The sequence below is a fragment of the Allobosea sp. ASV33 genome (genome assembly GCF_016428755.1).
GTDB lineage: Bacteria > Pseudomonadota > Alphaproteobacteria > Rhizobiales > Beijerinckiaceae > Allobosea.
Genome location: NZ_JAELTI010000054.1, coordinates 17,577 through 36,174, shown reverse-complemented (window position 1 = coordinate 36,174; position 18,598 = coordinate 17,577). Strand labels below are relative to the sequence as shown.

Sequence of the window (18,598 nt, the reverse complement as noted above, 5' to 3'; positions counted from 1 at the left end):
GCTTGAGCATCGCCTCGAAGGCGGCGGCATCGACCAGCTCGCGCCCACGCTTGGCGCCGCCGACATAGGGCGGGTGATGGATCAGCACGACGCGGATCAGCCCCTCGTCGCGGGCGCGGTCCAGCAGGGCCTCGGTGCGGGCGATCTGCTCGCTGCCGACGCGGCCGGTCGCCATCAGGGGAAGGGTCGGCACGCCGCTGTTGACGCCGATCAGGGCGACCGGGCCGCGGCGGCGATACCAGGGATAGCCGGCCTTGCCGTCATCACCGGCCGTCCAGGGCGCGAGCAGCCCCGCCAGGGGCTTCAGCGAGGAGCGGGCATAGGTGTCGTGATTGCCCGGCACGAAGCTGACGGTTTCGCGCGGGCCGAGCGTGTCGAGGAAGGCGATGGCGGTCTTGAATTCGTCGGGCAGGCCGATATGAGCGACATCGCCGGTGCAGGCGACGTGATCGGGCTCATGGGCATGGATGTCGGCGACGATCCGCGCCAGGATAGCCATGTCGTGGGCATGCCGGCGCTTGCGACGCCAGTTGACATAGCCGGTCGCGCGCTTGCCGATGAGCTGATGCAGCGAAAACCCGGCGAGCGGGCCGAGATGCGGGTCGGACAGATGCGCGAGCTTGAACACGCTCAAGCGCTTGCCCCCGCAGGAGGCCGTCAGTCAAGCGCGCCGATGACGCGCCTGGACTGCGGAAAGGTCAGATGACCTCAGTTGGCGGCGCCGGTCAGTTCCGACACGATGCGGGAATCGGTCAGCGTGAGGGCGGGCTTCCAGACATAGGCCGGCTTGGCCTTGAAGCGAGCGATGATGAAAGAGAGAAGCATGGTTTTGATGTCCTGATGTTGCGGTGCGGTATCTGCCTCATTTGGGGCGCGTTTGTGGCAGAGCAACCGAGGCGCTTGACGGTCCGTCATGCGTTTTTTGCATAGACAATTAACCCGCCCTTGAGAATCGAGCGGATGCAATCAGCAGGATCCTCGCCAACCGCCGATCAGGAGAAGTCGCGCACGCTGTTGCAGCGCCTTCTGATCCGGCTGCTGCACGTCTATTTCCGCTTCGCGCGCGGCATGACTCTCGGGGTGCGTGCCGTCGTCCTGAGCGAGCGCGGCGAGGTTTTCCTGATCCGCCACACCTATATATCCGGCTGGCATTTTCCGGGGGGAGGGGTCGAAGCCGGCGAGACGGCGGAAACCGCGCTGGAACGTGAATTGTCGGAGGAGGCGTGCATTGTTCCGACCGGGCGGTCGAGCCTGCACGGGCTGTTCTTCAACCGCAGGATCTCGCGGCGCGATCATGTCGCGGTCTATATTCTGCGCCAGTTCCGGGTCGAACGCGTCAAGCAGCCGGACAAGGAGATTGCCGAGGCCGGCTTCTTCCCGCTCGATCGCCTGCCCGTAGGGACCACGCCGGCGACAAGGCGACGGCTGGACGAGATTCTATCCGGCCAGCCGCCTGCGACGGAGTGGTGAAGGCGGCCGCCACTCGACGCACCCGTCTCAGGCGGCGCTTCCGCCAAAACGGGCGGGTCGCTTGGGATGACCCGCGCATGATGATCCAGGCACGACCTTTTGCGGCGGCCCTGGGCTTGCCTGTTTCTCAGTTCGCGCTCTTCGCCAACGTGCTGAAATCGGCGTCGAGCTTCGCCAGCCCCGCCGCGATCTTCGCGCGCCGGTCCTTGATCCAGCCGTCCTGCCGCTCGATGCGCTGCTTCGCCTCGGCCAGCATCCGGTCCATCTCGGCCGGCTGCGGCCCGCCCGAGGTGGCGCGATTCCGGACGATGGCGACGGGATCGAGCGTCGCGCGGAACTCGGCTTCGCTCATCGGCAGCTCGGCGGTGGCGAGCCCCATCTCGTTTGCGGCCTTGCGATAGATCGCCTGCGCCTGCGCATAGGGAAAATCGGTCGGCTTGATGGTGTTGAGCTTGGCGTAGTCGACGACCTCGGACGCGAAGTGATGGCCGGCGCGGAAGGGCAGCTTGTATTTGCGCATCAGCACGTCGGCGAGTTCCTGCGATGCCGTCCAGTCGCTGTTGAGCTCTTCCAGCGCGCGCTCGGGATCGATGACGAGTGCCTTGAGGATGCGGTCGAGGCCTTGCAGGGACTTGGCCGCGCTGTCGACCATGGCGCTGTTGGTCTTGGCGTCCTTGGCGTCGGGCATGCCGGGCGGGATGTTATGCGCCCTGAAAACCGGGCCCATCGCCAAGGACAGGGCGGTCGAGGCGTCCTCGCGCGTTCCGTTCAGGAGGCCCGGATTGCGCTTCTGCGGCATCGCGCTGGAGACATAGGTGTTGCCGCCGCCGGTCGTGCCACCGCCCTCGCGCAGCAGGATCCAGGGCCGCGCCTGCGCATATTGCGTCATCACATCCTCGATGAAGCCGCCGACATGCAGAGCGATGCCGGTGACGATGCCGCCGACCTCGACCGGCAGGTCGGCTGCGGCGATCTGCGAGGCGTCATAGGCATTGTCGACCAGGGCGGCGAAGCCGAGATAATCCGCCATGTGCTGGCGATCGAGCGGCCAGCTCGTGCCGTTCAGCACTGTCGTGCCCATCGGCGAGCGGTCGACGCGGGCATAGGTCTCGCGGATGCGCTGCGCGTCGCGATCGAGCCCCGCTGCAAGGCCGAGCAGGTAATGGCCGTAGCTGTTGGGCTGGGCGGCGACGCCGTTGGTGTAGTTGGGGACGACGGTGTCGCGATGTGCCGCGGCGAGCTCGACCATCGTCCGCGTCGCCTGGTTGAGACGGTCGGCCAGGGTGAGGAGCCGGTCGCGCATGATCGCGGCGCGGTAGGTCGCGTGCATGTCCTGGCTGGAGCGTCCGGCATGGATCAGCGTGACCTCCACACCGGCTTCCTTGATCATCAGAGGCTCGAAGGTGATGACTGTCGAAGGTCGCCTGGCGCCGGGCTGATTGCCGGTCTCGATCACCTTTGCGATGCCCTGCGCCAGCTTCGGCGCGAGCGAGCGGTCGAGCAGGCCCTGCTCGGCATTGATGACGGTGCTCGCCTTGTTCATCTCGCCGAGCCAGAAGAACTCGTCCCGGACCGGTTCCTTGGGCGGGGCCGGCTGCTGGGCCAGCGCCGGCAGGCACAGGGCCGCGAGAAGAAGGGCAGGGGCGAGCGGCTTCAATCCGGACATACGCTTCCTCCGTTCCGAAAAGCGAGATCGCCCTCGGTTTCGTGACGTGTTCCCCCCGCTTGGAGACCGGATTGGAGACCAAAGCGCCGAGGCGGGCAAGCCTTGCGGGGATCGGCGGGAGGTCGCTGAACGCCGCCTTGAGAGCATTTTGGCGGCGCAACGGATTTTTCCGAAAAGTGGATTTCCCTTTCCAGCCCGATGCTGTAGAGGCGCTTTCATGATGATCCGGCTGAGCCCGCGAGACCTGCGACGACCGGCGCGCTGAATGCGCCCTTCCGGTCATGCGCCCACACGCGCCTGCCCTCGTTTTGCCGATCCGCCTCCCGCTTAAGCGTCGATCATCATGACATCTCTGCCTCTGACCATCCGCCACGAACTCCCCGTGGACGCCGCCGCGATCGAGCGCCTGCACGAGCGCGCCTTCGGCCCCGGCCGCTTCGCGCGCACCGCCTTCCGCCTGCGCGAGGGCGTGCCGCCCGAGCAGGCCCTGTCCTTCGCCGCCCATGTCGGCACCTTCCTCGTCGGCTCCGTCAAGGTGACGGCGGTTCTTGCCGGCGGCCACAAGGCGCTGATGCTCGGGCCGCTGACGGTCGACCCCGCCTTCGAGGGCCGGGGCATCGGTGCCGCGCTGATGAACCGCTCGATCGAGGCGGCGCGCGAGGCCGGGCACGACCTGATCATGCTGATCGGAGACGCGCCCTATTACGCCCGCTTCGGCTTCAAAGTGCTGCCGCCCGGCCAGCTCGTGCTGCCCGGGCCAGCCGATCCGGCGCGGTTTCTAGCGCTGGAGCTGGTCGAGGGCGTGCTGAAACAGCGCAGCGGGGCGGTGATGTCGGCGCGGGCGGGGTGAGCCCTGACCACCGTCATGCTCGGACTTGACCCGAGCATCTCGGAAACCAGTGCCTTCTCGTCATGAGATTCGCGGGTCTGGGCTTCGCTTCGCCCGAGAATGACGGCTGCTGACAGGCCTGCCTTACGCCTCCCGCCTGAGGCGCCGGCCGCTCTCGCCGAGCCAGCCGGCGACGAGTGCGCCGAACAGCACGGCCAGGCCAATCAGCCCGATGAAGAGCGGTGAGATGCGCACGCCGCGGACGATGCCGGAATCGCTGATCCTGAGGCCGATCCAGTCATTGCCGGCGAACTGGCTGCCGGAGCGCACCGGCACGATGCGGGGCACATTGACCGCCGAGCCGCTCTCGCGGCCAATGCGGCGGGACGAGCCGCCGGTCGCCTGCGCCAGTTGCTGGAGCGCGCCGGGATCGCTGACCACTTCCATCAGTTCGCGCGGGTTCTCCGGCCCGACGCTGGCGAAGGCGGTGAGATTGTCGGCGGTCAGGCGGTAGAGGCCGAGATCGCTGGTCGGAATGCGGGCGGTGAACAGGCCGGGGCGGCCGGGCTCCAGCGTCACCGTGCGCGACTGGCCGTCGGGGCCGGTGATGGTGACGGGCGAGGGATTGTCGCGCAGCGTCTGGCGCTCGACCTCGACGGTCGCGCCGCGCACGGTCGCGCGCAGCGCCTCCTCCTCCAGTTCCGGCTCCTTCATCAGCCAGTGGCTGAGGCGGCGCAGCAGGTCGAGATAGGGGCCGCCGTCGCGGAAGCCGCGCGCCCAGAGCCAGGCATGGTCGGAGAGGAAGAGCGCGACGCGGCCCTTCTGCTCGCGCGCCAGCATCAGGAGCGGGCGGTCGCCGGGACCGGTCATGACGGGCGCGCCGCCGGCCCGCGCCTGGGCACCGACCATGCGCAGCCATTCGCCCCAGCGCGGCGGCGAGACTTCCGAGCCCGGCAGGTCGCGGGTGACCGGGTGGCGCTTGCCGGGTTCGCTGACCTGGGCCCGGTAGGCCTCGTCGATGACGCTGCCATCGGGCAGGGCCGGCAGAATCTGGCCGAGCGGCGTGCGCGCCAGCGTCTGCGAGCCTGCGTATTCGGGGCCGGCGGCGACGAGCAGCGCGCCGCCGTCGCGGACATAGCGCACGATGTTCTCGAAATAGAGCAGCGGCAGGATCGACTGGTTGGCGTAGCGGTCGAAGATGATCAGGTCGAATTCCTTGATCTTGACCTGGAATAGCTCGCGGGTCGGGAAGGCGATCAGCGAGAGCTCGTTGATCGGGGTGCCGTCCTGCTTCTCCGGCGGGCGCAGGATGGTGAAATGCACGAGATCGACATTGGCGTCTGCCTTGAGCAGGTTGCGCCAAGTGCGCTCGCCCGGATGCGGCTCGCCCGAGACCAGGAGCACGCGCAGCTTGTCGCGCACGCCTTCGATGGTGATGACCGCGCGGTTGTTCGCCAGCGTCAATTCGTTATCGAGCGGAGAAGCCTCGATCTCGACGACGTTCGGGCCGCCCCGGTCGATGCGCACCGGGACCTGAACGGTCTGGCCGGTGGCGACCTCGCGGCGGGCGATGATCTCGCCGTCGCGGCGGATGGTCAGGCCGGCGCGGCCGGGGCCGCCCTTGTCGACGACGCGCAGGCGGATGATCTGGTCCTTGCCGACGATGCCGAAACGCGGCGAATCGACCAGCACGATGCGGCGATCGATCTCGGCATTGCGGCCGGTGGTCAGGATATGAAGCGGCGCGCGCAGGCCGAGCGCTTCGGCATTGGCCGGTGCGTCATGGGCGAGGCCGTCGGTGATGGCGATGGCGCCGGCGACACGCTCCGAGGGCACGTCGGCGAGGCTGTTCGAGAGCGCCTCGAACAGGCGGGTGCCGTCATTGGTGCCTTGCGCGTCGCGCAGGTCGACGATCCGCGGCTCGACATTGGGGATGCCGCGCAACTGCCGCTCGATCTCGGCGACCGCGGCATCGGTCTGGGCTGAGCGGTCGGCGAGGCGGTTCGAGGCCGAGCGGTCGACCACGACGGAGACGACGTCCTTCACCGGCTCGCGATCTTCGAAGACGAGCGAAGGGTCAGCCAGGGCCGTGGTCAAGATGACAAGCGCGAGCGCGCGCAGGATGGCGCTGCGGCCAGCGAGGACGATGGCCGCGCCGGCGGCCAGAGCCGCGAGCACGGCGAGGCCGATCAGCAGCGGCAGCGGCACCATCGGGGCGAAGGAGACGCTCCACATGGCTATTGTCCCAGGCGCTCGAGCAGGGCCGGGACATGGACCTGGTCGGCCTTGTAGTTGCCGGTGAGCGCATACATCACGAGGTTGACGCCGCCACGGAGCGCCAGTTCGCGCTGGCGCGGGTCGCCGCCGGAGAGCGGTACCAGCCCTTCGCCGCGCCGGTCGATCGCCCAGGCGGAAGCGAGGTCGTTGGCGGTGATGACGATGGGCGAGACATTGTCGCCGGCACGGGCCGGGCGGCGCCCGTCGCTATCGGCCGGGGGGAGCGTCTCGACCCAGGTCGTACCGGTGTCGTAGCGGCCGATCAGCTCGTCGAGGATGTAGAAGGTCTTGGTCAGGACGTGGTCGCGCGGCAGCGGCTCCAGCTCGGGAATGTCGAGCGTCTGCAGCATGCGCTTGAGCTGGTCGCCTTCGGGCGTGGTGCCGCCGCCCGGCCGCGCGCTCATCGCGTCGCGGGTGTCGAAAATCACGAGCCCCCCGCCCTTCATATAGGCTTCGAGCTTGCGCAAGGTCTCGGCCGAAGGCAGCGGCCGGCCGGCGACGATCGGCCAATAGAGCACCGGGAAGAAGGCAAGCTCGTCGCGGTCGACGCTGACGCCGACCGGCTCGCCCGGCTCCAGCGCCGTGCGGGCGCCGAGCACCGTGTTGAGGCCGGTGAGGCCCGCCTTGGACATGTCGTCGACGGGCTTGTCGCCGGTCACGACATAGGCGAGCCGCGTCTGCGCGCCATTGGCGAGAAGGGCGCGCGGGATCGGCGGGCGGGTATCGGCTTGGGGCGGCGGCGCGGGCTGCTGGGCGCGGGCCGAATCCGGAGGGAGCGTCAAGGCGCCCCCGAGCGCGAGCAGGATGGCGGCCGGCGCGGCCGCCTTGCGCAGGCGGGCGACATTGAGGCGCCCGCCGAGCCAGAGCGTCGCCAGGGTGTCGGCGACGAGCAGCAACAGGGCGAGGACGAGAAGCAGCGGGCGGATGTCGCGCGCCACCGGCTCGTCGATCGGCAGCACGGCGACGCCGAGGCTGGCAAGGTCGAGCGCTGCGAGCGTATCGGTCGGTGTCAGCGCGTTGACGGCCAGCGAGCCGTCGGTTGGGCCATAGAGACCGGGTGGATGGGCGAGCGTTGCGCGGCCGGCATAGTTGCGCGCCACCGGCTGGGCCGTGGCCGGCGCCGAGCGGAACTGGCCGATGCCGTCGAGCACGCGCGCGGGCGACAGGGTCTCGACCCGGCTCTCGTCGCCCTGCGTCTCAGTGGCGGGGCCGTTGCCGGCGAGATTGACGATCTTGCGGAGCATGTCGACGAAAAGGCCCGAGAGCGGAAGGTTCGACCAGGTGGTGTCGGCGGTGACATGGACCATGGCGATCAGGCCGTCGCCGCGCCGCTCGGCGGTGACGACGGGCGTGCCGTCCTCCAGCGCCGCCCAGGTCTTGCGCGACAGGTTCGGTTCCGGCTCGGCCAGGATCTGGCGGCTGACGCGGATATCGTCGCTGATGGTCAGGCCGAAGAAGGGGCTTTCGCGGGTGAAGGGCGCAAGCTTGCGCGGGCTCTCCCAGGACAGGCCGCCGCCGAGCGTGCGGCCGCCGCGGCGCAGGCGCACCGGCGTCAGGTCATCGGATGCGGCCGCGAGCCGGGCACCGGCAAAGCGCAGCAGCACGCCGCCGCGCTCGACGAAGCTCGTGACCTTCTCGGCCGTCTCGCGATCGAGCGCGCCGATATCGGCGAGGACGAGGACCGAGAGATTCTGCGCCAGCATTTCGCCGATCGGGTCGGTCGAGCCTTGGCGCGGCTCGCGGATCTCGGCGAAGGGCTGGAGGGCGCGAGAAAGGTAATAGGTCGGCGAGAGCAAGGGCTGCGCGGTATCTGCGGTCGCGCCGGAGACGAGGCCGATGCGGCGGCGCTTGGCCCGGTCGTCGAGCAGCGCCACGGCGCCGGCGCTACGCTCGCCGACGATCTCCAGCCGCGAGACGGCGTTGCGCACCTCGATCGGCAGGGTGAGACGCGCCGTCGTTTCGAGGTTGCTGCCCTCGAAAATAAAGGGCGCGTTGCCGAGCGGCAGGCCCTTGAGATCGAGCGCGCGGACCTGGCCCGTCGCGGGCGCGCTCGCGGTCGGGCGCAGCACCTTGACCGTCAGGGCGCCCGCCAGATTTTCGGGAGCGGCGAGCGCGAGCTGTCCGGCCGGCGCGGCATGGATCGCGAGCCGGCGGGACTCCGCATCCTGCTTCAGGCGCGCGAGGAAGCTGCCGTCATCCGAGACGGCGAGCCCGTCGGCGACCCAGACGATCTCGGCAGCGGGAGAACCTTGGAGGAAGGTTTCGATGCGCGGGAGATGGGCGGCGCGGTCCGGCGCATGCGGCTGGAGCGGGAGCGCGCGCAAACGATCGAGCGCGATGCGCGGCTCGGCCAACGTAATCGCGGCCGGGGCTTCGGCGAGCCCGACCACGGCGACCGGGCGGCCTTCGCGGGTCGCGGCGGCGATGCGCGATTCGGCAACCGCGACGCGCTCGGACCAGTCGGGTGCCGCGCCGAAGCCATTGTCGATCAGGAGCAGGACGGGGCCGCGCGAGGGCGCGGCATCGCGGACGGGATTCCAGACCGGGCCGGCGACGGCGAGGATGGCGAGCGCGGCCACCGCCATGCGTATCGCCAGCAGCCACCAGGGCGTATGGGCCGGCGTCTCGCGCTTGGCGATCAGGTCCGCCATGATCTTCAGCGGCGGGAAATCGATGCGGCGCGGTCGCGGCGGCGTGACGCGCAGGATCAGCCAGAGCGCCGGCAGCAAGGCGAGCGCAGCGAGCGCGAGCGGGGCGGAGAAGCTGAAGGGCAGGGCGCTGAGCATCGGCGTTTCCCCTCAGAAGCCCGAGGCGCTGCGCGAGGCGGCGACGAGGCTCGCGATGCGCAGCACCGCTTCGCTGGCCGGCCGGTCGGTGCGATGCAGCGTCAGGGTCCAGCCGGCCTTGCGGCAGGCTTCCGTGATGGCCTCGCGATGGGCGGCGAGGCGCTGGCGATACTCATCGCCCCAGGCGCCGGCATCGCCGACGCGCAGGGTCAGCCCGTCCTCAAGGTCGAAGAGCTCGGCCTGCCCGCTGAAGGGGAAGGTCTCCTCGATCGGATCGGCGATCAGCAGGACATGGCCGCGCGCGCCCGACGAGGCCAGGGTGGCGATCCGCCCCGCCAGCGCCGAGGCGGGCGAGAGCCCGTCGGTGATGATGATCGCATCCGCCAATCGCGGCAGCGGCGCTTCCGGCGGCAGGTCGGAGGCGGCGTTGCGCTCGTCCGCGAGGATCGCCTGCGCCAGCATCTCGACGATGCGGCGCGAGGCCAGCGCCCGCGTCAGGCCGATATGGCCGACGCGCTCGCCGCCTTCGACCATCGTCTCCGCCAGCGCGAAGCCCGCGACCAGCGCGCGGTCGAGCTTCGAGGTCATCGCCAGCGAGGAGGCGAAGCCCATCGAGGGCGAGCGATCGATCCAGAGCCAGATCGAGTGTGAGGCCTCCCATTCGCGTTCGCGGACGAAGAGATGGCCGTCGCGGGCGGAGCGGCGCCAATCGATGCGCGAGGCCGATTCGCCGGCGACCAGCGGGCGGTATTGCCAGAAGGTCTCGCCCGGGCCGGAGCGGCGCCTTCCATGGATGCCGTGGATGCTGGCCGAGACGCGGCGCGCTTCCAGGATCAGGCGCGGCAGGCGCGCGGCGAGGTCGAGCGACTCGGTGAGGACCGGCCGCGACGGCCGCCTTTCGCTCGGACCCAGGACGCGCGTGCGCAGCATCGGCCTATCCCAGCCGTTCCACGAGCTTGCCGATCAGGCCTTCGACGGTCTCGCCATCGGCGCGGGCGGCGAAGGTCAGGGCGACGCGGTGCTTCAGAACGGGAATGGCGAGCGCCGCGACATCGTCGACCGAAGGAGCGAGCCGGCCCTCGACGAGGGCACGCGCTCGCACGGCGAGCGTCAGCGATTGGCTGGCGCGGGGGCCCGGACCCCAGGAGAGCTTGTCGGTGACCGAGGCCTCACCCTCGCCGGGACGGGCGGAGCGTACGAGATCGAGGATCGCCTCGACCACGGCGTCGCCGACCGGCAGCCGCCGGACGAGGCGCTGGATCGACATCAGCGTTTCCGAGGTCATCGCCGGGGAGGGCTTGTATTCGGCGGCGCCGGTCGTCTCCAGCAGGATGCGGCGCTCGGCCTCGCGGTCGGGATAGCCGACATCGATCTCGAGCAGGAAGCGGTCGAGCTGGGCTTCGGGCAGGGGGTAGGTGCCCTCCTGCTCGATCGGGTTCTGGGTCGCCAGCACATGGAAGGGGGCAGGCAGGTCGTAGCGCTCGCCCGCCACCGTGACATGGTGCTCCTGCATCGCCTGCAGCAGGGCCGACTGGGTGCGCGGCGAGGCGCGGTTGATCTCGTCCGCCATCAGGAGCTGGGCGAAGACCGGGCCCTTGATGAAGCGGAAATGCCGCTTGCCGTCGCTCGATTCGTCGAGAACCTCGGAGCCGAGGATGTCCGACGGCATCAGGTCCGGCGTGAACTGGACGCGCCGCGCCGCGAGGCCGAGCACGGTGCCCATCGCCTCGACGAGCTTGGTCTTGGCGAGGCCGGGAACGCCGACGAGCAAGCCGTGGCCGCCCGAAAGCAGCGTCACCAGCGAGAGATCGACGACCTTTTGCTGCCCGAAGATGACCTGGCCGATTTCCTTGCGCGCCGCGCCGATGGCACCGAGCGCGGCCTCGGCCGCCTCGACGATGCCTGTGTCGAGGTCGATCGGCGAAGTGCTCTCGTTTGCCCGGGCTTGCGCCGCCATGTCGGTCTCCTTCACTGTCACGGGCCGTTGCGCCGTCCTGCGAACCGTCGATGTGTTCGGCCGTTCAGTGTGGACGGGCCATCACGGCGGCTCAAGCGCCGAATGGAACGGTACACATCATCTCGGCTTCACGATTATGTGGAGTTCAAGGCGGAAACGCGATGCAAGCACGATGCCGCAGCCAAGGGCCAGGGAGGATCGGATGACGGAACCAGGCCAGGCGATGGAGCGCCTGATGGCCTCGCTCGGCGGCGGCAAGACGCGCGGATTGCCGCCCGTGGAGCGCTGGAATCCGCCCTTCTGCGGCGATCTCGACATGCGGATCGCCACTGATGGCACCTGGTTCTACATGGGCACGCCGATCGGCCGGCCGGCGCTGGTGAAGCTGTTCTCCTCGGTGCTGAAGCGCGAGGGCGACGATTACTTTCTCGTGACCCCGGTCGAGAAGGTCGGGATCACCGTCGACGACGCGCCGTTCCAGGCCGTCGAGATGCAGGTCGACGGCGAAGGCGGCGGCCGGACGATCGCGTTCCGGACGCAGGTCGACGATCTCGTCTGCGTCGGGCCGGACCATGGCTTGCGTTTCGAACGGGCTGCGCAGGACGGGCTGACGCCTTATGTCCATGTCCGGCGCGGCCTGTGGGCGCGGCTGACGCGGGCGCTGACCTATGACCTGCTGGCGCTCGGCGAGATCAGGGTTGTCGCAGAAGAGGCGATGTTCGGGGTCGCTGCCGCAGGTGAGTTCTATCCGGCCGTGCCGGCGAGCGAGATCGAGGGCATCTAGTGCTGAAGACAATCGAGCCTGCCCTCAACCTCAGCGCCGAGGACTTTGCGGCCTTGGCGCGCCAGCGGTTGAGGGCCGATCCGCCGACGCTCGGCGATGTGATCAGCCGGCCGCGCGGCGACCATGAGAACCAGCCCTCGCCCGTGCCGGTGCCCGACGAGAAGCGCGCCGTGCCGGCCGCCGTGCTGATCGGGATCGTGCCGCGCCCGGAGGGGCCGACCGTGCTGCTGACGCAGCGCGCGGCGGCCTTGCGCAACCATTCGGCGCAGGTCGCCTTTCCCGGCGGGCGGGTCGATGCCGTCGATGGCTCGCCGGTCGTGACGGCGCTGCGCGAGACCGAGGAGGAGATCGGCCTGTCGCGCTCGCATATCCGCACGCTCGGCTTCCTCGACGCCTATCTCACCGGCACCGGCTACCGGATCGTGCCGGTGGTGGCGCTGGTCGAGCCGCCCTTCGCGCTGACGATCAATCCCAATGAGGTCGACGAGGCCTTCGAGACGCCGCTCTCCTTCCTGTTCGACCCGGCCAATCACAAGCGCGAGGGGCGCGAGTGGAAGGGGCATCTGCGCACCTACTATGCGATGTCGTTCGAGGGTCGCTATATCTGGGGAGCGACCGCCGGCATGATCCGCAATCTCTACGAGCGGCTGGCGGGCTAGAGCATTGGGCCGAAAAGCGGAGTGCGCTTTTCGGACGCATCCGATGCGGCGATGTAAACTGAGACTGCGCGAATACCGCGCCGGGGAACGACGAAACCGATGCTGCGCGCGATCATCGAAGAGGTTCTGCTCTTCGTCCTGCCCTTCTGCATCTTTGCAGCCTATCTCGTCCTCAACCGGCGCAACCCGTTCGACGTCGAGCATTGGAGCCCGCATGCCTTCCGCCTGGCGGTCGTGGGCTTCCTGCTGGCGATCGCCGTGCTGATCTATGGCGGGTTCATCGCGCCGCGCAGCCGGGGCGCCTACGATCCTCCGCATATGGAGAACGGAGTGCTGGTGCACGGCCGCTTCAAATGATCGAGGAACGCGCCGGGGAGATCGGGAGCTTCCTCGCTCAACCCGCATTGGCGCGGCTGCTGCAAGCGCTCGACGGCGACGGAGAGGAAACGCGCGTCGTCGGCGGCGCGGTGCGCAACCTCCTGCTCGGCGAGCCGGTGAGCGACGTCGATCTCGCCACCACCGCGCTCCCGGAGGAGACGATCCGGCGCGGGCGGGCGGCCGGCTTCAAGGCGGTGCCGACCGGCATCGAGCATGGCACGGTCACGCTCGTGGCGGGGGGCCTGAGCTTCGAAGTCACGACGCTCAGGCGCGATGTCGAGACCGATGGGCGCCGTGCCAAGGTCGTGTTCGGCCGCGATTTCGCCGCGGATGCATTGCGGCGCGACTTCACCATCAATGCGCTCGGGCTCGGCCGAGACGGCCGGTTGCATGATTATTGCGGCGGGCTCGACGACCTCGCGCAGCGGCGCGTGCGCTTCATCGGCGATGCCGCGACCCGCATCCGCGAGGACTATCTGCGCATCCTCCGCTTCTTCCGCTTCCATGCCCGCTACGGCATGGGGGAGCCGGACGGCGAGGGCCTGAACGCTTGCATCGCCGACCGCGAGGGGCTCGCCGGCCTGTCGCGCGAACGGGTGCGGGCGGAATTGCTGAAGCTCCTCGTCGCGCCCCGAGTCGCGGCCACGATCGGCGCAATGGCCGGCGCCGGGCTCATCATGCCGGTGATCGGCGGCGTGCCGCATCTCTCGCGCTTCGCCGCGGTCGCGGGGGATGAGGGGGCGGGCGTCCATCCGGCCTTCCGGTTGGCGGCACTGGCGGTTTCAGTGGGCGAGGACGCATTGCGCCTGCGCGAACGGCTCCGGCTTTCGAACGAGGAATTCGACCGGATCGAGCGGATCGCACAGGCGCTCGAAGCCTTGGGCGGGCGGGCTGGCCTGCCTGCCATCGCGGCGCTTCGCCGGGTCGCTCATGGCGTCGGGAACGAGGCGGCGGCTGCTGGGCTTGTCCTGCTCAATGCGTCGGCTGGAAGCGAAGTCAGTAGCGAGGTGCAACGCCTCATCCGCGAACTCGGGCAGACGCCGCCGTTTCTGCCCACGGGCAAGGACATCATCAGTCTTGGCGCTGCGCCGGGACCGCGCGTCGGGCAGGCGCTTGCGGCAGCCCGGCAGGGCTGGATCGAGGCCGGCTGCCCGGCCGGAGCGGACGAACAGATCGAATTCGTCAGGCTGGCGTTAGCCACCCACTAGCGGAACCTGTGCAGGGAGGCTTCGGCCTCAGGGCCAGCGCACCGTCGGCGGCATCGAGGACAGGATCGAATCGACATTGCCGCCGGTCTTCAGGCCGAAGATCGTGCCGCGGTCGTAGAGCAGGTTGAACTCGACATAGCGGCCGCGCCGGACCTGCTGCTCATGGCGCTCGACCTCGCTCCACGGCTTGTCGAGATTGCGGCGCAGGATCTCGGGGTAGCTGCCGAGGAAAGCTTCGCCGATGGCGCGGGTGAAAGCGAGATCCGCCTCGACATCGCCGGTCCAGATGTAGTCGTAGAAGATGCCGCCGATGCCGCGCGGCTCGTTGCGGTGCTTCAGGAAGAAATACTCGTCGCACCAGGTCTTGAAGCGCGGGTAATCCGCCACGGCCGGAAAATTGTCGCAGGGCGCGCGCATCGCGGCGTGGAAATCGCGCGCGTCGGGGTCCTCCTGATTGCGGCGCGCATCCAGAACCGGCGTCAGATCTGCGCCGCCCCCGAACCACGGCTTGGTCGTGACGACGAAGCGCGTGTTCATGTGCACGGTCGGCGCATGCGGGTTCCAGGGATGGGCGATCAGCGAGATGCCCGTGGCGTGGAAACGCGGGTCCTGCGACGCGCCGGGAATCTGTCCGGCGAAATCGGGGTGGAAGCTGCCATGCACCGTCGAGACGTGGACGCCGACCTTCTCGAAGACGCGGCCCTTCATGATCGACATGACGCCGCCGCCGCCGGGCGTGCCGTCATGGTTGGTGCGCTGCCAGGGTGTGCGGACGAAGCGCCCGGGCTCGTTCGTTTCGGGCGGGAAGGGGCCGGCAGCCTCGTCCTCGACCGACTCGAAGGCGGCGCAGATGCGGTCGCGCAGGCTCTCGAACCAGGCGGCGGCGCGCGGCTTCAGCGCTTCGACGACGGCCGGATCGGCGGGCGGGGCTTCAGCGGATTTCGAGGTGGTCATCGTCTGTTCCATCGCGGCCCGGAAAGCCGCCTGTCTGTCGCAATGCCTCGCCCATTACCATCGCAGCCGCCAGCGCGACATTGAGCGAGCGCAATTCCGCCCGCATGGGAATGTGCAGGCTGGCTTCGGCGGCGGCGTGCACCTCGGCGGTCACGCCGGCCGATTCGCGCCCGACCAAAATGATGTCACCGGGCTGAAAAACGAAATCGGGCAGGGGGATGGCGCCGTCGGTCTCGGCCAGGACGAGGCGATGGCCTTCCGCCTTGCGCCAACCGTCGAAGGCGGTGAAGGAATCATGGCGCCTCACGGCTGCGCGTTCGAGATAATCCATGCCGGAACGGCGGAAATGCCGGTCCGAGACGTCGAAGGCCGCCGGCTCGACGATGTCGACGGCGATGCCGAGGCAGGCGGCCATGCGGATCATCGTGCCGGTATTCTGCGGGATGTCCGGCTGGAAAAGGGCGAGGCGCAGCATGGGCCGGTGATGGGCCAACGCCGCCGCTCGCGCAAGCACAGTTGCTTGCAAATAGCCAACAGCAGGCCCGGCATTCGCCGGGCCTGCGATCCGTCCATCGACCTTACTGCCCGCTGGCGCCGGAGACGCCGCCGCCATCGCCGCCAGCACCCGCGCCCGCGCCCACACCGGCGCCCACACCGGCGCCGCTAACGCCCGCCCCTGCGCCGGCGCCAATGCCGCCTCCGTTGCCGCCGAGGCCTGCGCCGACGCCGGCCCCGATGCCGCTGCCGCTGGCGGAAACGCCGGCACCGGCGCCGAGCCCGCCTGCAGCATTGCCGAGGCCAGCACCGAATCCTGCGCCGAGCCCATTGCCACCAAGCGCTGCGCCGAGGCCCGCGCCCAGTCCGCCGGCCGCGTTGCCGAGGCCCGCGCCCAGTCCAGCGCCCAGCCCGCCACCATTCACACCGGCGCCGAGCCCCGCATTGGCGTTGGTGCCGCCGGCCGTCACGCCGGTTCCGACGCCTGCGCCGAGCCCGTTGCTGCCGACATTGGCCGCGGCCCCGACATTGGCGCCGATCGAATTGCCGACACCGGCCGAAACGCCTGCGCCGAGCCCGAGCCCGCCGCCCGTGCTACCGGGCGTGCCCGGGACACCCGGATTACCAGGATTACCCGGCGTGCCGGGAACGCCCGGATTTCCCGGTGTTCCGGGAATGCCGGGGTTGCCCGGTATCCCGGGATTGCCCGGCAAGGCCGCGGTGCGCGTGCCGACCGAGCCGCGCGAGCCGATGACCGGACTTTGCAGGGACGCGAGCCGCAGGCAGCGCTTCAATTGTGCGCCGCGCAGTCCGTCACAGCCGTCGAACGAGGCGTATTCGGATGTGCTGTTGCAAGCAGCGAGGAGAGTGCAGGCGCCAACGGCGCCGAGTATTCGCAAACGCATGGCTTCCTCCTTGGCGAGTTAGTCTATGCGGCTGAAAACAGACCTCGTTTCTCGCAGGTTCCTTGCGGTCGATTCGCAGGGATATCGGAGTTTATACGTCGCAGTTCCGATTTTATGATTATTCTATCTTTCCGGCTGCTTGGGCGCCAGGGCGTTGCTCCGCTACGCCCTAATCCCGCCACCTGCGGCGTCTAGCGCATCGGTGGCACTGTCCACCCGGTCCGCTCCTGACAAGGGGTGGCACGGGGAAAGCCGGTATCCCGAATTGTCGTTTGTTCAGCCCCCATATTCCCGGTAGCGAAACAAGCATGTTCGCTCCGCTCTTCCGCTGGCTCGAAAGCCGCATCGACGTCTTCGCTCCGTTCGACGAGCGGGAGACGCCGCCGCGCGGCGTCTGGCCCTTCATGTGGCACCACATCAAGGACCTGAAGGGCTGGATGGCCCTGATCATGATCACGGGCCTCGGCTTCAGCGGCATCGAGGCCGCGATGTATCTGATGGTCGGCTGGTTCGTCGATCTGCTCTCGACGCAGTCGCCGCAGACGATCTTCCGCGACCATGGCTGGCTCCTGGCGGGCGCGGCCTTCCTGCTCGTGGTCGTCAGGCCGCTGATCTATTTCGCCAATCACGCCATCGTCGACCAGGTCGTGGTGCCGCAGATCACCAACCAGATCCGCTGGCGAAACCATGTCTACACGCTCGGCCATGCGTTGGGTTACTTCCAGAACGATTTCGCCGGGCGCCTCTCCGCCCGCGTCATCCAGGCCGGCCAGTCGATCCGCGGCGCGACGATCGAGGTTATCGACGACCTCTGGTATGCGCTGGTCTTCGCCACGGTCGCGATCGGCTTCTTCGGCAAGACGAGCCTGTGGCTGGCGCTGCCGGTGATCCTCTGGCTTGGGGCCTATGTCACGCTGCTGATCTATTTCGTGCCGCGGGCGAAGCAGCGCTCGGAGGCGAATTCCTTCGGCCGCTCGACGACGACGGGCCGCATCGTCGATTCCTACACCAACATCCTGACGGTGAAGCTGTTCGCGCGGGCCGATGCCGAACGCTCCGCCGTCCGCGACTCGTTGACGCGGTGGAACGCTTCCTTCCTCAACCTGTCGCGCCTGATCACCGGCGTCAGCGTCATCCTGCAGACGATGAACAGCCTGCTCGTGGTGGCCACCGCCTGGCTCGCGCTGCTGCTCTGGAGCCAGGGCGAGATGACGCCGGGCGCGGTCGCCGCAGCCATCGGCCTCGTGCTCAGGCTGGTGCAGATGTCGGGCTGGCTGATCCATCTCGTGCGCGGCATCTTCGAGAATATCGGCTCGGTGCAGGAAAGCATGGAGACGATCGCCAAGCCCCACGACCTGCCGGACGCGCCCGACGCCGTGCCGCTCGTCGTCGACAAGGGGGCGATCAGCTTCGAGAAGATCCGCTTCAATTACGGGCGGGGGCAGGGACTGTTCGAGGGGCTCGATCTCCAGATCAGGCCGGGCGAGCGGATCGGGCTCGTTGGGCCGTCGGGAGCCGGCAAGTCGACATTGGTGAACCTCCTGCTCCGACTCTATCCGCTCGAAGGCGGGCGCATCCTGATCGACGGGCAGGACATCGCCCATGTCACGCAGGACAGTCTGCGCGCGCAGATCGGCATGGTGACGCAGGACAATTCGCTGCTGCACCGCTCGATCGGCGACAATATCGCCTATGGCCGGATCGGTGCGAGCGAGGCCGAGATCGCACGCGCGGCGCAGCAGGCCGAGGCGCATGAGTTCATCCTCGGCCTCGGCGACCAGGACGGCCGCAAGGGGTTCGATTCGCGGGTCGGCGAGCGCGGCGTGAAGCTCTCCGGCGGGCAGCGCCAGCGCATCGCCATCGCCCGCGTGCTGCTGAAGGATGCGCCGATCCTGATTCTCGACGAGGCGACCTCGGCGCTCGATTCGGAGGTCGAGGCAGCGATCCAACAGCAGCTCGCGGCCTTGATGCAGGGCAAGACCGTTATCGCGATCGCGCATCGGCTCTCGACGATCGCCGCGCTGGACCGGCTGATCGTGCTCGATCAAGGGCGCATCGCCGATATCGGCAGCCATGACGAATTGATTCAGCGCGGTGGCCTCTATGCCCGGCTCTGGGCGCGCCAATCGGGCGGTTTCCTGGCCGCCGCCGATCCGGAAAAGCTCGCCGTCTGACGTCTACGCCGACGGACTGTGCGCCATGCATGGCCAAGGCGTTCCAGACAGTAGAC

16 protein-coding genes are annotated in these 18,598 nt (G+C 68.9%); 7 read left to right on the top strand and 9 right to left on the bottom strand.

The genetic code is table 11. The features are described from left to right. Positions 1 to 628, bottom strand: a 628-nt coding sequence (locus tag JHD80_RS16395) for a metallophosphoesterase family protein (protein ID WP_349237287.1), incomplete at its 3' end; no start/stop codon positions are given. 332 nt (positions 629 to 960) lie between these two features. Between JHD80_RS16395 and JHD80_RS16390 the strand changes: the two genes are divergently transcribed. After that, positions 961 to 1,470 (top strand): NUDIX domain-containing protein, encoded by a 510-nt coding sequence (locus JHD80_RS16390; protein ID WP_199089349.1) that lies wholly within the window; start codon positions 961 to 963, stop codon positions 1,468 to 1,470. Positions 1,471 to 1,597: 127 nt separating this feature from the next. Here the strand turns inward: JHD80_RS16390 and JHD80_RS16385 are convergent, their stop codons facing one another. Beyond that, on the bottom strand, positions 1,598 to 3,136 hold the full coding sequence (locus tag JHD80_RS16385) for a lyase family protein (protein WP_199089347.1): 1,539 nt from the start codon (positions 3,134 to 3,136) through the stop codon (positions 1,598 to 1,600). Between the two features lie 343 nt (positions 3,137 to 3,479). Between JHD80_RS16385 and JHD80_RS16380 the strand changes: the two genes are divergently transcribed. Beyond that, on the top strand, positions 3,480 to 3,986 hold the full coding sequence (locus JHD80_RS16380; RefSeq protein WP_199089345.1) for a GNAT family N-acetyltransferase: 507 nt from the start codon (positions 3,480 to 3,482) through the stop codon (positions 3,984 to 3,986). 123 nt (positions 3,987 to 4,109) lie between these two features. Here the strand turns inward: JHD80_RS16380 and JHD80_RS16375 are convergent, their stop codons facing one another. From JHD80_RS16375 to JHD80_RS16360, 4 genes are read right to left on the bottom strand one after another with little or no spacing between them, the layout of a single operon-like run. Next, positions 4,110 to 6,200: a hypothetical protein gene (locus JHD80_RS16375; protein WP_199089343.1), complete on the bottom strand. Its 2,091-nt coding sequence runs from the start codon at positions 6,198 to 6,200 to the stop codon at positions 4,110 to 4,112. Positions 6,201 to 6,202: 2 nt separating this feature from the next. After that, the gene (locus tag JHD80_RS16370) at positions 6,203 to 9,028 is read right to left on the bottom strand and encodes a DUF4159 domain-containing protein (protein WP_199089341.1); all 2,826 of its coding nucleotides are present in this window, start codon (positions 9,026 to 9,028) and stop codon (positions 6,203 to 6,205) included. A gap of 12 nt (positions 9,029 to 9,040) precedes the next feature. Beyond that, entirely contained in the window at positions 9,041 to 9,958 is a 918-nt protein-coding gene (locus JHD80_RS16365) for a DUF58 domain-containing protein (protein ID WP_199089339.1), read from the bottom strand. 4 nt (positions 9,959 to 9,962) lie between these two features. Continuing rightward, positions 9,963 to 10,985, bottom strand: coding sequence for an AAA family ATPase (locus tag JHD80_RS16360; protein ID WP_199089337.1), 1,023 nt, complete (start codon positions 10,983 to 10,985; stop codon positions 9,963 to 9,965). 202 nt (positions 10,986 to 11,187) lie between these two features. On the opposite strand from JHD80_RS16360, the gene JHD80_RS16355 reads away from it, so the two are divergent. The 4 genes from JHD80_RS16355 (at position 11,188) to JHD80_RS16340 (ending at position 14,014) form a co-directional block, all read left to right on the top strand. Continuing rightward, positions 11,188 to 11,769, top strand: coding sequence for a DUF1285 domain-containing protein (locus JHD80_RS16355; protein ID WP_199089335.1), 582 nt, complete (start codon positions 11,188 to 11,190; stop codon positions 11,767 to 11,769). Next, a complete protein-coding gene (locus tag JHD80_RS16350; protein WP_465246529.1) occupies positions 11,769 to 12,428 on the top strand; it encodes a CoA pyrophosphatase in 660 nt (219 codons plus the stop codon). Before JHD80_RS16355 ends, JHD80_RS16350 begins: the two co-directional genes overlap by 1 nt. 99 nt (positions 12,429 to 12,527) lie before the next feature. After that, complete coding sequence (locus tag JHD80_RS16345; protein ID WP_199089325.1) at positions 12,528 to 12,785, top strand: DUF6111 family protein; 258 nt, start codon at positions 12,528 to 12,530, stop codon at positions 12,783 to 12,785. Continuing rightward, positions 12,782 to 14,014, top strand: coding sequence for a CCA tRNA nucleotidyltransferase (locus JHD80_RS16340; RefSeq protein ID WP_199089323.1), 1,233 nt, complete (start codon positions 12,782 to 12,784; stop codon positions 14,012 to 14,014). Before JHD80_RS16345 ends, JHD80_RS16340 begins: the two co-directional genes overlap by 4 nt. 27 nt (positions 14,015 to 14,041) lie before the next feature. Here JHD80_RS16340 and hemF read toward each other — a convergent pair whose 3' ends face one another. From hemF to JHD80_RS28765, 3 genes are all read right to left on the bottom strand, one after another. Further along, positions 14,042 to 14,968, bottom strand: coding sequence for an oxygen-dependent coproporphyrinogen oxidase (hemF, locus tag JHD80_RS16335; RefSeq protein ID WP_199089321.1), 927 nt, complete (start codon positions 14,966 to 14,968; stop codon positions 14,042 to 14,044). Further along, a complete protein-coding gene (locus JHD80_RS16330) occupies positions 14,946 to 15,443 on the bottom strand; it encodes a tRNA (cytidine(34)-2'-O)-methyltransferase (RefSeq protein ID WP_199089357.1) in 498 nt (165 codons plus the stop codon). Before JHD80_RS16330 ends, hemF begins: the two co-directional genes overlap by 23 nt. 103 nt (positions 15,444 to 15,546) lie before the next feature. Continuing rightward, positions 15,547 to 16,368 (bottom strand): collagen-like triple helix repeat-containing protein, encoded by an 822-nt coding sequence (locus JHD80_RS28765; RefSeq protein ID WP_248311600.1) that lies wholly within the window; start codon positions 16,366 to 16,368, stop codon positions 15,547 to 15,549. Between the two features lie 308 nt (positions 16,369 to 16,676). On the opposite strand from JHD80_RS28765, the gene JHD80_RS16320 reads away from it, so the two are divergent. Beyond that, positions 16,677 to 18,542 carry an ABC transporter ATP-binding protein gene (locus JHD80_RS16320; RefSeq protein ID WP_199089317.1) on the top strand — a complete coding sequence of 622 codons (1,866 nt, stop codon included), beginning with the start codon at positions 16,677 to 16,679 and terminating at the stop codon, positions 18,540 to 18,542. The last annotated feature ends 56 nt before the right edge of the window (positions 18,543 to 18,598 follow it).